The 13,835-nt window shown below is 45.7% G+C and carries 16 protein-coding genes and 1 riboswitch; of the genes, 14 read left to right on the top strand and 2 right to left on the bottom strand.

Annotated elements, in window-relative coordinates; translation table 11 throughout:
• Nucleotides 1-21: 21 nt before the first annotated feature.
• A complete protein-coding gene (gene pepT, locus MWM02_RS10040) occupies nucleotides 22-1,254 on the bottom strand; it encodes a peptidase T (protein ID WP_244401921.1) in 1,233 nt (410 codons plus the stop codon).
• A gap of 154 nt (nucleotides 1,255-1,408) precedes the next feature.
• Nucleotides 1,409-1,543: riboswitch (FMN riboswitch) on the top strand.
• A 160-nt stretch (nucleotides 1,544-1,703) separates the two neighbouring features.
• Between pepT and MWM02_RS10035 the strand changes: the two genes are divergently transcribed.
• Entirely contained in the window at nucleotides 1,704-2,285 is a 582-nt protein-coding gene (locus MWM02_RS10035) for an ECF transporter S component (protein ID WP_244401920.1), read from the top strand.
• A 63-nt stretch (nucleotides 2,286-2,348) separates the two neighbouring features.
• Here the strand turns inward: MWM02_RS10035 and MWM02_RS10030 are convergent, their stop codons facing one another.
• Nucleotides 2,349-2,966 (bottom strand): sulfite oxidase-like oxidoreductase, encoded by a 618-nt coding sequence (locus MWM02_RS10030; protein ID WP_244401919.1) that lies wholly within the window; start codon nucleotides 2,964-2,966, stop codon nucleotides 2,349-2,351.
• A 298-nt stretch (nucleotides 2,967-3,264) separates the two neighbouring features.
• On the opposite strand from MWM02_RS10030, the gene MWM02_RS10025 reads away from it, so the two are divergent.
• The 13 genes from MWM02_RS10025 to MWM02_RS09965 all read left to right on the top strand — a co-directional run bounded on the left by MWM02_RS10025 (nucleotide 3,265) and on the right by MWM02_RS09965 (nucleotide 13,833).
• Entirely contained in the window at nucleotides 3,265-3,660 is a 396-nt protein-coding gene (locus MWM02_RS10025; protein ID WP_244401918.1) for a GNAT family N-acetyltransferase, read from the top strand.
• On the top strand, nucleotides 3,657-4,154 hold the full coding sequence (locus MWM02_RS10020; RefSeq protein ID WP_244401917.1) for a GNAT family N-acetyltransferase: 498 nt from the start codon (nucleotides 3,657-3,659) through the stop codon (nucleotides 4,152-4,154). Before MWM02_RS10025 ends, MWM02_RS10020 begins: the two co-directional genes overlap by 4 nt.
• A 15-nt stretch (nucleotides 4,155-4,169) precedes the next feature.
• Nucleotides 4,170-4,667, top strand: coding sequence for a GrpB family protein (locus MWM02_RS10015; RefSeq protein ID WP_244401916.1), 498 nt, complete (start codon nucleotides 4,170-4,172; stop codon nucleotides 4,665-4,667).
• A gap of 101 nt (nucleotides 4,668-4,768) precedes the next feature.
• Nucleotides 4,769-6,181 carry a glycoside hydrolase family 1 protein gene (locus tag MWM02_RS10010; RefSeq protein WP_244401915.1) on the top strand — a complete coding sequence of 471 codons (1,413 nt, stop codon included), beginning with the start codon at nucleotides 4,769-4,771 and terminating at the stop codon, nucleotides 6,179-6,181.
• 353 nt (nucleotides 6,182-6,534) lie between these two features.
• Nucleotides 6,535-7,062: a helical membrane plugin domain-containing protein gene (locus MWM02_RS10005; RefSeq protein WP_244401914.1), complete on the top strand. Its 528-nt coding sequence runs from the start codon at nucleotides 6,535-6,537 to the stop codon at nucleotides 7,060-7,062.
• Nucleotides 7,055-7,438, top strand: a complete 384-nt coding sequence (gene hypA / locus MWM02_RS10000; protein ID WP_064553806.1) for a hydrogenase maturation nickel metallochaperone HypA — start codon at nucleotides 7,055-7,057, stop codon at nucleotides 7,436-7,438. The genes MWM02_RS10005 and hypA overlap by 8 nt, the downstream gene beginning before the upstream one ends.
• Nucleotides 7,404-8,096, top strand: a complete 693-nt coding sequence (gene hypB, locus MWM02_RS09995) for a hydrogenase nickel incorporation protein HypB (RefSeq protein WP_064553716.1) — start codon at nucleotides 7,404-7,406, stop codon at nucleotides 8,094-8,096. The genes hypA and hypB overlap by 35 nt, the downstream gene beginning before the upstream one ends.
• Nucleotides 8,097-8,230: 134 nt before the next feature.
• A complete protein-coding gene (locus MWM02_RS09990) occupies nucleotides 8,231-9,202 on the top strand; it encodes an NADH-quinone oxidoreductase subunit B family protein (RefSeq protein WP_244401913.1) in 972 nt (323 codons plus the stop codon).
• A gap of 217 nt (nucleotides 9,203-9,419) precedes the next feature.
• Entirely contained in the window at nucleotides 9,420-11,054 is a 1,635-nt protein-coding gene (locus tag MWM02_RS09985; RefSeq protein WP_064553720.1) for a nickel-dependent hydrogenase large subunit, read from the top strand.
• A 169-nt stretch (nucleotides 11,055-11,223) separates the two neighbouring features.
• Complete coding sequence (locus MWM02_RS09980) at nucleotides 11,224-11,691, top strand: hydrogenase maturation protease (RefSeq protein ID WP_064553722.1); 468 nt, start codon at nucleotides 11,224-11,226, stop codon at nucleotides 11,689-11,691.
• Nucleotides 11,681-11,983 (top strand): hydrogenase maturation protease, encoded by a 303-nt coding sequence (locus MWM02_RS09975; protein ID WP_244401912.1) that lies wholly within the window; start codon nucleotides 11,681-11,683, stop codon nucleotides 11,981-11,983. Before MWM02_RS09980 ends, MWM02_RS09975 begins: the two co-directional genes overlap by 11 nt.
• Before the next feature lie 228 nt (nucleotides 11,984-12,211).
• Nucleotides 12,212-13,435 carry a tetratricopeptide repeat protein gene (locus MWM02_RS09970; protein WP_232509691.1) on the top strand — a complete coding sequence of 408 codons (1,224 nt, stop codon included), beginning with the start codon at nucleotides 12,212-12,214 and terminating at the stop codon, nucleotides 13,433-13,435.
• A 20-nt stretch (nucleotides 13,436-13,455) separates the two neighbouring features.
• Nucleotides 13,456-13,833: a hypothetical protein gene (locus MWM02_RS09965; RefSeq protein ID WP_064553726.1), complete on the top strand. Its 378-nt coding sequence runs from the start codon at nucleotides 13,456-13,458 to the stop codon at nucleotides 13,831-13,833.
• The last annotated feature ends 2 nt before the right edge of the window (nucleotides 13,834-13,835 follow it).

Raw genomic sequence — 13,835 nt, 5'->3', positions numbered from 1 at the left:
GGCTTGGAACCAGCTTTTATGTTACGCTTTTTGCTCGAACAGCTTAATAATTTCAATAATCACGTTCGTTGCTTTGATCATGTTGTCGACGGAAATGTATTCATAGCGGCCGTGGAAGTTTTCGCCGCCGGTGAAGATGTTTGGCGTCGGCAGTCCCATATAAGATAGCTGCGAACCGTCGGTGCCGCCGCGGATCGGCGAAATTTTCGGCTCAATATTTAAGTTTTTCATCGCTTCATAGGCGATATCGACGACTTCACGGACAGGTTCGATTTTTTCTTTCATGTTATAATATTGGTCTTTTATTTCGATCATGATTCGCTCTTTTCCGTACTTTTCTTGCAATTTTGCCGCGATTTCCTGCATTTTTGCTTTGCGCGCTTCAAATTGTTGGCGGTCAAAGTCGCGGATTATGTAATGAAGCATGGTTTCTTCGACATTTCCTTGGAAGGATAGCAAATGATAAAATCCTTCGTATCCTTCCGTATGCTCAGGCGCCTCGTTAGCAGGAAGCTGTCCGTGAAATTCCATCGCGATTTTCATCGAGTTGATCATTTTTCCTTTGGCAGTGCCCGGATGGACGTTTTTCCCTTTGATCGTGATTTTTGCTTCCGCAGCGTTAAAGCTTTCATACTCTAATTCGCCGAGCGGTCCGCCGTCGACCGTGTAGGCAAATTTAGCGCCAAATTTAGCGACGTCAAATTTATGCGGACCTCTGCCGATTTCTTCATCCGGCGTAAAGGCAACGCGCACTTTGCCGTGTTTAATTTCCGGGTGCTGGATTAAATAAGCCATCGCCGTCATAATTTCCGCGATTCCTGCTTTATTGTCCGCTCCCAGTAACGTCGTACCGTCGGTGGTGATGAGCGTATGGCCTTTATAGTTGGCCAATTCCGGGAAATCTTTTGGCGACAGGACAATGTTTAACGATTCGTTTAAGACGATATCGCCACCGTCATAATTTTCGACGATTTGCGGATTGACGTTTTCTCCCGTAAATTCAGTCGCCGTGTCCATATGTGCTAAAAAGCCAATGGTTGGCACATCTTTATCCGTATTCGCCGGCAATGTTGCCATTACGTATCCGTTTTCATCCATTGTCACGTCTTCCATGCCGATTGCTTTTAATTCTTTCACCAACATTTTTCCAAGCTCGAGTTGCCCGGGAGTGGAAGGGCAAGTGTTGCTGTTTGGGTCGGATTGCGTGTTGACTTTAACGTATTTCGTAAAGCGTTCGATGATTTCCTGTTTCATCTAGCCACTCTCCTTACTATTTGCTATCTTTTTCCGTTTTTATTTTATCATAAAAATGTTGCGCAAATAAAAAACTTTGTTGCATAAAAAATGGTAGACAGAATTTATATAAAAATTGTATACTAAACGTATAATCGCATATAAAAAATATACGATTCATCTTCGGGGCAGGGTGAAATTCCCGACCGGCGGTGATGAAGCCAATGCGCTTCTCAGCCCGCGAGCCGTTTAGGCACGATCCGGTGCAAGTCCGGAGCCGACAGTATAGTCTGGATGGGAGAAGATGAAGGTTTGCCGGCGTTCGAATGCTGCGCGCTCGAACGTCTATTTGAGCTTTTTGAGCTTTCTTTTTCTCCCTTAAGTGTGAAACTTAAGGGTTTTTTATTTGGTGCTCATGCGGCAGCCTTCTTCTTGTGAGGATGAATCACGAGAAGGGGAGGAGAAAGGAAATGAAAAAGCTGAATGTTCGCGCGTTTGTCTTGATCGGTGTATTTAGTGCCGTCTCGTATTTGCTGATGTTGTTAAACTTTCCGCTTCCGCCATTCCCAAACTTTCTATTGATCGATTTCAGCGACGTTCCGGCATTGTTCGCCGCGCTTTTATACGGACCGCTGGCGGGAGTGTTCGTGGAATTGCTAAAAAATGTGCTGAATTATTTCATAGCCGGCAGCCCTACCGGCGTTCCGGTCGGGCATATCGCCAACTTCATGGCCGGGATTACGTTTATTTTGCCGACGTATTATGTGTACCGCAAAACAAAATCGAAAAAAGGCATGCTGCTTGGATTGACTGCTGGCACCGCCATCATGGCGCTGGTGATGAGCGTATTGAACTACTATGTGTTTCTGCCGGCATATACGGTCTTTCTAGGCGCTCCGGCAATGAGCGCTCCGGAAACAAAAGCGCTCGTCGTTTCTGCCATCTTGCCGTTTAATGCGGTAAAAGGCGCCATGATTGCCGTCGTCTTTATGCTTCTGTTTGCCCGACTCAGCCAGTGGCTGCAAAAACAAACAGCAGTCAACCATGTTTAGTCATAATAAAACGAGGACCCTTCCTGAGCGAAGCGGCCCTCGTTTTTCGTTTGGAAAGCTCCGTCACCATAACTTAAACGTGTCAGCTGGATCAGCAAATCGTTCTTCTTTAAACGGATTGGCTGTCATCGAATAACCGCGCTGTTCCCAATATCCAGGCTCGTCTTTTTTCATAAACCGGATGCCTGACGCCCATTTCGCCCCTTTCCATAAATAAAACGATGCAGGCGGAATAAAGCGAAGCGGGTAGCCATGTTTTGGGGAGATATCCTGCCAGTCATGATGTTTATCTTTCCAGCGGTACACAAACAATGCGTCATCCCCCATAAGCGCCTCGAGCGGCAAGTTCGCCGAATAGCCGAAGCGGTCCCCGTTTAAGTAGCCGTAAATTTTCACGTATTTTACATCCGGCTCCAGTTCGACAAAACGCAAAAATTCGCGAAAAGCGATTCCTTCAAAGGTTGTATCAAACTTCGACCATGTCGTCACACAATGCATATCGATCGTCGATATCGTTTTTGGCAGCTCCATTACTTGCGAATAGGAGAGAGAGATTTCTTTTTTTACATCCCCAAATAGCCGAAACTCCCATGTTTGTTCATCGAACTGGTATACATCTCCCTCATGAAGAATCGGCCATTTTTCCGTTTCAAATTGGCCTGGCGGCAGTTGTTTTGCCATCTATGTGCACCCTTTCTATGTATTTTGTTTGTATTCAATAATACGGCGAAAAAATGGCATATGCAACTATATTGGCAGGAAACAATCAGATGCTTACCGAATAGATCATATCGAAAGAAAGAAGGTGATTAGCCCGCGATGGCAATATTTATTTGGAAATATCATACATAGTTTTGGGGACCAGATATGGCAAACGCATCGCCCAAAAGCTTGCTGAGTAGAAAATGTAATTGGATGATTTAGAAAATGAGGGGATCGCAGTGGACTTTTACATCGATAGAGATTTATCCAAAGCGAATTGGCGGGAAATGAAAGATGTGTACGAATCCGTTGGCTGGACAAAACATACAGAAGAAGTCATCCAGCAGGTATTTCAAGCAAGCAATATCATTGCGCTTGCTTTTTTGACGGCCGCATCGTTGGATTCGGCCGCGCGCTTTCCGATGGCGTGTTTAATGCCGCCATTTATGATGTTGTTGTGCATCGCGATTTTCAAAAGCGCGGCATCGGGAAAGCAATCGTCGAAGATTTGCTTGCCCAGCTCCGCCATGTTTCTTGTGTTCATTTGATTGCGACGACGGGAAACGAGCCGTTTTACCAACAAGCAGGGTTTAAAAAGATAAAAACGGCGATGGGGCGGTATCTCAGCCGCGATTTAGCGAGGGAATATTTAGAGGGGGGAGAAAATGCATGAAAATAAAGCATGCGACGGTAGATGACGCGGAAGCATTGGCGCATCTCATCTTGCAAGTAGAAAAAGAAGCGGAGTTTATGCTGTTTGAGGCAGGGGAACGAACGCTCGACCCCGAGCAGCAGCGAGGCCAAATCGAAGCAATGCAGAATGAGGAAAACTCAACGATATTGGTGGCAGAGGCGGAAGGAAAGCTAGTCGGATATTTAGTCGCAAGGGGCGGACGCGCCAGAAGAAATAAACATACGGTATATATCGTCATTGGCGTGCTGGCTTCGCATAGAGGAAAAGGCGTCGGTACGCTGCTATTTACCGAATTGGAACGATGGGCGAGGACGAAAGGCATCCATCGCTTGGAACTAACGGTAGTCGCCGATAATCAACGGGCGGTATCGTTGTATCGCAAAATGGGATTTGAACAGGAAGGGATCAAACGGCATTCTCTGTTGATAAACGGCAAATATGTGGATGAATATTACATGGCAAAATTGTTGTGATTCGGAGGAAACAAGATGGAACGCGTGCATTTTTTAGAGCAAAACCACTTTCACGAACAAGCAGAAAAAACGTTTTTGGAACAGAAGAAAAAAATTTTGCGCCTGCTGCCGGAAGCAGATGTGCAGCATGTCGGAAGCACGGCGATTCCCAATAGCCTCACCAAAGGGGACCTTGATATTCAAGTGCGGGTTCCTGCGGAAATGTTTAACGCTGCTGTTGAGAAGTTATCGACCTTATATGCGATCAACGAAGGAAGCGTGCAAACGGACTATTTCCGGGCATTCCAAGATGATACGTTCGATCTGCCACTAGGTGTCCAGCTAACCGTCATTGATTCCAAGCTCGACGTTTTCTGGAAATTTCGCGAGGTGCTGCTTGCAAATGATGCGTATAGGGCGGAATACGACGAATTGAAAAAGGCATACGAAGGCAAAAGCATGGAAGCGTATCGGGAAGCGAAACAACGATTTTTCGCGCGCCTGATGGAAACGCCGGAATTTAAGAACCTATGAGGCAGGTAAATATCGTTGTAACCAATACAGTGCAATATTTTAAAATAAATTAATGATCTGTTATGGCAAATTATAAATGAAAAATGAATGGAGGAGAAAACATGAAACATAAACAAATAAAACCGTTTCCAGAAAACTTTTTATGGGGCGCTTCCACATCCGCTTATCAAGTAGAAGGAGCATGGAATGAAGATGGCAAAGGGCCTTCTGTCATTGATATGCGTGACAACTATCCAGAAGGGACGACGGATTTCAAAGTGGCAAGCGACCATTATCACCGTTATAAAGAAGACATTGCTCTTTTTGCGGAAATGGGGTTGAAAGCATATCGGTTCTCGATTGCTTGGACACGTATTTATCCGAACGGTACAGGTGAATGGAACGAGAAGGGAATTGAATTTTATCATCATTTAATCAATGAGCTTATCAAATATAATATTGAGCCGATTGTGACAATGTATCATTTCGATTTGCCTTACGCTTTGCAAAAACAAGGAGGATGGTCCAATCGGGCCACAATAGATGCTTTTGAACAATATGCCAAAACATTATTTGAGTGCTTTGGAGACCGTGTAAAGTATTGGCTGACTATAAATGAACAAAATATGATGATTTTGCACGGAGATGCAATTGGGACTATCGATCCAAATTTAGAAAATCCAAAAAAAGCTTTATACCAGCAAAACCACCATATGTTTGTCGCGCAGGCAAAGGCGATGATTTTGTGTCATAAAATGCTTCCTGATGCTAAAATTGGACCAGCTCCAAATATTGTTTCTATTTATCCAGCCAGCTCAAAACCGGAAGATATCCTTGCTGCAAACAATTATGCAGCAATCCGCAACTGGTTATATTTGGATGCCGCTGTATATGGCCGCTATAATCCAATCGCTTGGTCTTATTTAGAGGAAAAAGGTTACACGCCAATAATAGAAGATGGAGATATGGAAATATTGGCAAGCGCAAAGCCTGATTTTATCGCATTTAACTACTACACATCGCAAACGGTTGCTGCAAGCAATGGAAGGGAGCCAGACATAGGGCATACGGGAGATCAGCACATTACTGTTGGTGAGCCAGGCGTATACAAAGGCGTGGAGAACCCAAACCTTAAGAAAAATGAATTTGGCTGGGAAATTGATCCTGTTGGGTTCCGCACAACGTGCCGGGAAATTTATTCCCGTTATAACTTGCCGTTAATAGTGACAGAAAACGGACTTGGTGCGTTTGACAAGCTTGAGGATGGAGATGTGGTGAATGATCTCTACCGCATCGATTTTTTGAGAGATCATATCAAGCAATTGCAACTGGCGATCACAGATGGTGTTGAGATATTTGGATATTGTCCATGGTCCGCGATTGATTTAATTTCAACACATCAAGGTTGCAGCAAACGATATGGATTTATTTACGTGAATCGCACTGAAGATGACCTAAAAGACTTGCGTCGAATTCGTAAACAAAGTTTTTATTGGTATAAAGAAGTAATTGCTTCTAATGGCAGTAAACTTTGATGCATTTTTTAAGATGTGCAAGGCGGCGAAAAAATTTTTGCCGCCTATGATTTGGAAACGATTGTTTGCTGCTACTTTGTGTAGATTCCAATTCGCTAGCCGTGTGGAAGGTCCCCGCCAGGCCAAAGGCGGGGACAAGTGCGTTACAGAAGTGCAATGTAGGACAATGGACTGTCAAAGTTTTGGTTTAGGTAGACAAATGGGATTTTGACATGATATAATTATCTCAAAATTTCCAATTATTTTATTATAATTATTATTCGAAACAATTGATAACAAATTAAAAAACAAAAAAGCATGTTTTACCAAAACGGCTCCCTTTTTTTATTAGGGATCGAAAAGGAGGGATTGTAATGGGGGAGGTCAGGAAAGGAGCGGTCATGGAGGCGCCGGTTGATCACTTGTTGGTTGAAAAGCTTTCAGACCCTCGGACGATGGGGCAACTAATCCGCCTGCTCGATAAGCTGGAGAATGTAACGTTTCTGCTAGATATGCTAGAAAATTTTCTTCGGCGCGGACCAGAATTTGCTAATTCGATCAACGAACTTGTTATTCTTTTGCGACAAAACTTATCCAGACCAGAATATATCACGCGTTTTGAGCATGCCTTAACCGCGTTGCATCGAATGCAAGAATTCTTTGATTCTCCGCAAGTTCAAGAGCTGTTCAAATCCGATGTTTTGGATGTGCGTTCGGTGCAAATAATTGGAAAAGTGTCACGTTCATTGTTTCAAGCCTCTAAAGAAGCGTCAGAAACGGGGACAAAACGAGTGGGGATCATTGGTCTGATGCGGGCATTAAGTGATCCCGAAGTGCAACCGGCGCTTAATTTTATCCTTAACTTTGCGCGACACTTATCGAAGGAGATCAACGATGCATGAGTTATCTATTGCCCATAGTTTGGCGGAATTAGCGGTGGAAGCAGCGGAATTTTCGGGGATAAAGCAAGTGAAAGCATTGTATTTAAAGCTTGGCGTTTTGTCGGGGGTTGTAAAAGAAGCTCTAGAATTTTCCTTCGATGTAGTCGTTCAAGGAACTTCTTTAGAAGGAGCAAAACTGATCATTGAAGATGTTCCCGTAACGGTTTTCTGTCCAAGCTGTCAAGAAACACGAATTTTGCCCGAACCGTTTCCTATGCGTTGTCCTGTGTGCGGGACGAAAACAGGACAAGTGCTTGCGGGACGAGAGATGGAATTGTACGCTTTGGAAGGTGGAGAAGAAAATGCAAGAGCTGACCTTGAATCCTCGAATTGTTGAAATTCGCCAGAACATTTTAAAGAAAAATGATCTTCTTGCTAGGGAGTTGAGAAAGCGATTTCAAAAAGCCGGCGTTTATGTCGTCAATCTTGTTTCCAGCCCTGGAGCGGGAAAAACGACGCTGCTTACAGAAGTGCTCACCCGCCTTGGCAAACGGTATCGAGTGGCTGCTTTAGTTGGCGATTTAGCTACGGAAAACGACGCGGATCGCTTGCGACAAAGCGGGGCAAAAGTACGCCAAATTACAACCGGCACCGTTTGTCATTTGGAAGCGGAAATGATTGCGCGAACGTTGCAAGATTGGGATTTAGAAAAAATTGATTTCCTTTTTATTGAAAATGTCGGGAATCTCGTCTGTCCTGCAAGTTACGATTTAGGAGAAAACCAGCGCGTTGTTCTCTTTTCCGTAACAGAAGGAGAGGACAAACCAGTAAAATATCCAACCATTGTCAATAGCGCTGATGCAGCGGTCATCACAAAAATTGATTTAGCGGAAGCGGCAGGTTTTCAACGTGAGCGTTTTTATGAAGCGCTGAATCAGGTGCGGCCGGGCATTCGCATTCACGAAGTTTCTGTTCGTACCGGAGAAGGGGTCGACGAATGGATCTCGCGTTTAGAGGCGGACAAATCAGCATTTCATATGTCTAGCTCTGTATAGATTCAATAAATGAATGTTGTTTAAAGCTATTGAGCCAGATGGAAAGCGCGTATGCCTTAACGAAGAGGCAAAAAATTGAATATGTTTTATTCGCAATCTAGTCTAAAAGGCTCATATTTTTGGAGGTGAAGAAAGTGGTAAATCTCCTTTGGATGCACGGCGGTGCGTGCAATGGAAACACCCAATCGTTTTTAAATGCGGAAGAGCCGACGGTCATTGATTTAGTGACCGATTTCGGCATTAACATTTTATATCACCACTCTTTGTCGATGGAGTTTGGCGAGCAAGTCCGCCGCCTTTATGAGCAAATTCTCAATGACGAAATCCCGCTGGATATCTTGGTGGTAGAAGGGACAATTATTCAAGGGCCTAACGGAACTGGGCATTATGATATGCTCATGGATCGTCCGAAAAAAGACTGGATTTGGGATTTCGCCCATAAAGCGCAATATGTTGTTGCAATCGGTGACTGCGCGTGCTGGGGAGGAATTCCGGCGACAAAACCGAATCCGTCTGAGTCGATTGGGCTTCAATACATGAAAGAAGAGCGCGGGGGATTTCTCGGAACACAATTCCGTTCAAAAGCAGGATTGCCGGTCATTAATATTCCTGGTTGCCCGGCACATCCTGACTGGGTGACGCAAATTCTTGTTGCGATCGCTACTGGCCGTGTGGAAGACGTTGTTTTAGACGATCTCCAACGTCCACAAACGTTCTTCAAAACGTTCACCCAAACAGGCTGTACGCGTGTGCAGTATTTCGAGTGGAAAGAACCAGTTGAAGAATTCGGACAAGGTACGCGAAAAGGATGCCTATTTTATGAGCAAGGATGTCGCGGCCCAATGACTCATTCGCCATGCAACCGCATTCTATGGAACCGACAATCTTCCAAAACTCGGGCAGGAATGCCTTGCATTGGCTGTACGGAGCCTCAATTCCCATTCTTTGATCTGGCACCGGGAACGGTGTTTAAGACGCAAAAAGTTCTTGGATCGATTCCAAAAGAAGTGCCGCAAGGAAGCGATCCGTTCAGCTACTCTGTGAATGCGGCATTGGCGCGGGCAGTGGCGCCGAAGTGGGCGAAAGAGGATATGTTTGTTCCGTGATGAAAAGCGAAAGTTCACGATTTGCGTTATTGGAATAAAGTAGGAACCGGGTCGACAGAATCGAAGCGCCAACGAGGTGTTTGTCGGTGATACTTAACGGAACAAAAGTAAACTGTATACGCAAAGGTGTACAGAAAAAATATGTTGTACGTTAGAAACTGCCGATTTTCATATGCAAAGATTCATATGTCTTTTAGAAGCGGGGTGCTTAAAGAGAATGAAAAAGCAAGGGACGATTGTAAAAACGAACAAAATGGAAATTAAAGTACATTCTCTGGGGCGTGTAGAAGGAGATTTGGACGTAAAAGTAGCCATTGAAGATGGTGTTGTTGTGGACGCTTGGACGGAAGCGACGATGTTTCGCGGTTTCGAGATGATTTTAAAAGGAAAAGATCCGCAAGCCGGTTTGATTGTTACCCCTCGGATTTGCGGCATTTGCGGCGGAAGCCATCTCACGAAAGCGGTTTATGCGCTCGATACTGCCTGGGGCACGGAAGTACCGCCGAATGCGACGCTCATCCGCAATATTGCTCAAGCGGCAGAAACGATTCAAAGCATTCCTCGTTGGTTTTATGCTTTGTTTGCGATTGGGTTAACGCATCGAAATTACGCCTCTTCTAAGTTGTATGATGAAGTGGTTCGTCGTTGGGCTCCTTTTGAGGGAGAACATTATGAGATTGGCGTCACTGTTTCAGCTAAACCAGTGGAAATTTACGCAATCTTTGGCGGTCAATGGCCGCATTCTAGCTTCATGGTTCCTGGGGGAGTTGTCAGCGCGCCGACATTGTCCGATATTACTCGCTCTATCTCGATTCTGGAATATTATCGGGAAAACTGGTTGGAGAAAATTCTTCTTGGTTGTTCCGCTGAACGCTGGTTGGAAAACAAGACTTGGGACGATGTTCTTGCATGGTTGGATGAGAAGCCGGAGCACCGCGATTCCGATCTTGGCCTATTCATTCGCTACAGCATGGAAATCGGATTGGACAAATACGGAGCGGGTCCGGGCCGCTATTTAGCTGCTGGAAGCTTTTTCAATCCACAGCGATACCGCTATCCGACGATTGCAGGACGCAACGCTGCGCTGATTTCCCGTTCCGGAATATTTGATGGAGAAAAGTTCCATGATTTTGACCAAGCACGGATACGGGAGGACCACACCCATTCTTTCTATCGCGGCAGCGGTTCTTACCATCCGTTTGAGGGATTAACCGATCCGGTGGATCCGATCGAAGGACGAAAAGAAGGGAAATATACGTTTGCTAAAGCGCCGCGTTATGATATTCCGGGCATTGGAGAAACTCCGCTGGAGGTAGGCCCGTTGGCCCGCCAAGTAATCGCTGGTCGTCCTGGTGCTGAGGAGTGGCAAGATTATGATCCTCTCTTTTTGAATATGATTAAAGAAATCGGACCAAGCGTGATGGTTCGTGTGTTGGCTCGCCTTCACGAAGCCGCGAAATATTATTTGCGCATGAAGGAATGGTTGAAGCAAATCGATTTAAACGAGAAGTTTTATATCAAGCCGAAAGAATTGCCTGAAGGGCGCGGATTCGGAGCGACGGAAGCGGCGCGCGGCGCTTTGGCTGATTGGATTCAAATTAAAGATGGAAAAATTGAAAATTATCAAGTCATCACTCCGACAGCATGGAACATTGGACCGCGAGATCGTCATGGCCAGCGAGGACCTATCGAAACAGCGATGATCGGAGTACCTATTAAAAATCCGGAAGATCCGGTTGAATTGGCTCATATTGCCCAAAGCTATGATTCGTGCCTTGTTTGCACCGTCCATGCTTATGACGCCAAGTCGCATAAAGAGTTAGCCAAATATGAAGTGATTAAAATGTGCTGATATCTCGAATATGCGACGTTTAAGATGAAGCGTTTTTCTGCCGTGCCAGCATATCAGCGGACGTTTACATGCAACTGTAATCTAATCGTCCAGTAAAACAGCGAAATAGAGAATGATAATGGAAACGATGGCTCTTTGAACTGGCACGCTTGCAGAAGGAGGAATTCGTATGACCGTTATTATTGGATGTGGCAATTTGCTTCGAAGCGATGATGGAGCGGGACCTATGCTGATCCGCAAATTGTGGGAACAGGGGGTTCCTCCAGGAGTCCGCTTGGCGGATGGCGGAACTGCTGGCATGGATGTCGCTTTTCAAATCGGGGATGCTGATGAACTGATTCTTGTAGATGCCTGTAAGTCAGGAGCTGAGCCAGGCACGATTTTTGAGATTCCGGGTGAAGAGGTGGAAACTCCTCCCCTAAAAGATGTCAATCTTCACAATTTCCGCTGGGATCATGCGATTGCCTTAGGCCGTTGGCTTCTAAAAAGCCGCTTTCCGAAGAAAGTGACCGTTTTCCTGATCGAAGCCGAAAACTTGTCGTACGGATTTGGATTGTCTCCAACGGTGGAAGCCGCCTTAGATCGTTTGGCGGAGGAGTTGCTTCAACGCTTAGGAGGGAAAAAAAGTGAAGCTTGAACTGACGTCAACGGGCTATCTACATATTCCCGCCGAAGAAGCGGTGCGGTTCCCTACGGGAACCGCCATCGCTTTAGTACGTGGCGGAGAACTGTGGGTGATGCCGGTAAGTCATTTGGGAGCGGGGGGATTATTGTTAAAATTGCGCAATTCTCGTGGAGATCGAAGCATATTTGTCCAAGAATTTTTGCCTGAAGGAGTGATGCCGGGAATTCGCGATGCTATATGGGATGATCAATATGGAACGCTTCGCATACCACTTTTTGGTTCCGATACGATGACGGAGAGGTAATCATTGCAAAAGCATATAAGCTCATCCCGCGATTTGGGTGATGAGGATAAAGCGGAAAACGGGCTTTGCACCGAGCCGACAGGACGCTAACACGAGTGAGGTGTTTGCCCATGATCCTTAACGGAACAAGAGCGAGTGCCTGCTTGCAGGTGTAGCAGAACCTGCCGGCTTTAGTCGTTTAGAGGTTCAGTTTTCGTTTCCACATTTAGTAAGGGAAGGGGAATAACAGTGCTGCAGCCACAGCCAATAGGTGTTTTTCCTGGAGCGGCAGGTTTTTTTCTTTTACCACCTGTTCCAGAAGCAGATCAATTCATATCCTTTCTTCTCCGCGGACATTTCCCGGATAGTTGGCCGGAGAGCTGGCGCTTTTTTGCTGCGGCGATTGAGGGAAAAAGCGAAGACGAGGTGTTAGCATTATTGCCCGAAGGACCGGAAGCTGCTTACAACCGTTTTATCTTGGATCCGCAAGCACATACGTATACTTTGGCCAAAGAAGCGATCTCAGGGGACCTCTCCCTTCTTTTGGATGCAGTGGCTTGGCGCCTTAAATTATGTGAAACTCCCCCGCCGCTTGGTGATACTGCAGGAGAAATACGAGCGTTTTTACTGGCAACTCAAGCGTACGATGCATTTCAACGAAAAGATTGGCCGACGGGGCTTTCGTTTCTTTTCGCAGCCGCTACTATAGCAGAGGACGTGTCTCCTGTTTTTTCCGCTCGGCTTTATGCGGAATGGGCGGCGACAAAACAAATGCTTGGTGATCACGGAAAGGAAACGGTAGAAGGATACCAAAAAGCCATCGCTCTTTTAGAAATGTCGTCCTTTCAGGAAGCTAGGGCTGAGCTGTGGTTTCAATTGGGCACAGTGCATCAAACAGGCGCCGAAGGACGGAAAGGTTCTCTTCTAGAAGCCGCCAGATGCTATCATGAAGCACTGAAAGTATATCGAAAAGACACTTATCCGGAAGAGTATGCTACTGTTCATATGAATCTTGCATTGGCGTATTTGGCCATGCCGTCTTTAGACCGCAGTGCCTATTTGCGCACGGCGACAGCGATTCAGTCATTGAGGGAAGCTTTGCGCATTTTTAAAAAAGATACACACCCGGAACTTTGGGCAAGCGCTACGGTCAATCTGGCTAATGCGTTACAGCATGTGAAAACATCTCATCCCGAAGAAAATCTTTGGGAAGCGGTAGCTCTTTATGAAGAGGTGCTTGAAGTGCGCCGTCCTAAAGACGATCCGCTAGGATATGCCCGCGTCTTAGCCAATCAAGGGAATGCTTTGGCACATCTAGGCGCGTTTTCTCGAGCATTGCCTCGATTGGAAGAGGCGAGACGATTGTTTCGTACATATGGAGAACATGAGGCAGCGAATGCCGTCGAAGACATATTAACAGAAATTGCCTGTAAGCGGAAGCAAGCAGCATCCAATGAAAAAATGGAGCAGTAAAATGAGAGAGGAAGGGTAGCATGAATCCCCATGAGCAACAATACGTTAACCTTTTGTTGGCTATGGCGGTTGACCGTTTTAGTGAACGCATTATCCAGCGCAATGAAGGGGCGCAAAAAGCGCTAGAACGGCTCCGCACGAATCCTCAAGGAGAAGGAATATGGCTGAACGAATTTGTGGACGCTTTCTTTCGCGACGCTCTCCTTGATAATCCGGCGGGTTCTTGCTTGATTTTGCAGGCTTTGGCTAATCAGCGTGTCCATGATCTTTCTAACATTGCTGAACGTGTGACGGTTGGAGAAATGTTGCAGGAGATGGCCAAACAAACATTTGCCGCTTTATTGCATCGGAAAACTGAAGAAGCGCTTGAGCAAACGTTGGCTTTTGGAGGTGAGTAATC

The organism is Parageobacillus sp. KH3-4 (assembly GCF_022846435.1).
Lineage (GTDB): Bacteria > Bacillota > Bacilli > Bacillales > Anoxybacillaceae > Parageobacillus > Parageobacillus thermoglucosidasius_A.
Note: the sequence above shows the minus strand (reverse complement) of the source record. Positions and strands in the feature narration are given on the sequence as shown.

Excerpts from the sequence above, each read along its gene's own strand:
- MWM02_RS10005 (WP_244401914.1), top strand. The coding sequence starts at position 6,535 with ATGGGGGAGGTCAGGAAAGGAGCGGTCATGGAGGCGCCGGTTGATCAC.
- MWM02_RS10010 (WP_244401915.1), top strand. The coding sequence starts at position 4,769 with ATGAAACATAAACAAATAAAACCGTTTCCAGAAAACTTTTTATGGGGC.
- MWM02_RS10020 (WP_244401917.1), top strand. The coding sequence starts at position 3,657 with ATGAAAATAAAGCATGCGACGGTAGATGACGCGGAAGCATTGGCGCAT.
- MWM02_RS09980 (WP_064553722.1), top strand. The coding sequence starts at position 11,224 with ATGACCGTTATTATTGGATGTGGCAATTTGCTTCGAAGCGATGATGGA.
- MWM02_RS10030 (WP_244401919.1), bottom strand. The coding sequence starts at position 2,966 with ATGGCAAAACAACTGCCGCCAGGCCAATTTGAAACGGAAAAATGGCCG.
- hypA (WP_064553806.1), top strand. The coding sequence starts at position 7,055 with ATGCATGAGTTATCTATTGCCCATAGTTTGGCGGAATTAGCGGTGGAA.
- MWM02_RS10035 (WP_244401920.1), top strand. The coding sequence starts at position 1,704 with ATGAAAAAGCTGAATGTTCGCGCGTTTGTCTTGATCGGTGTATTTAGT.
- MWM02_RS10015 (WP_244401916.1), top strand. The coding sequence starts at position 4,170 with ATGGAACGCGTGCATTTTTTAGAGCAAAACCACTTTCACGAACAAGCA.
- MWM02_RS09965 (WP_064553726.1), top strand. The coding sequence starts at position 13,456 with ATGAATCCCCATGAGCAACAATACGTTAACCTTTTGTTGGCTATGGCG.
- MWM02_RS09985 (WP_064553720.1), top strand. The coding sequence starts at position 9,420 with ATGAAAAAGCAAGGGACGATTGTAAAAACGAACAAAATGGAAATTAAA.
- hypB (WP_064553716.1), top strand. The coding sequence starts at position 7,404 with ATGCAAGAGCTGACCTTGAATCCTCGAATTGTTGAAATTCGCCAGAAC.
- pepT (WP_244401921.1), bottom strand. The coding sequence starts at position 1,254 with ATGAAACAGGAAATCATCGAACGCTTTACGAAATACGTTAAAGTCAAC.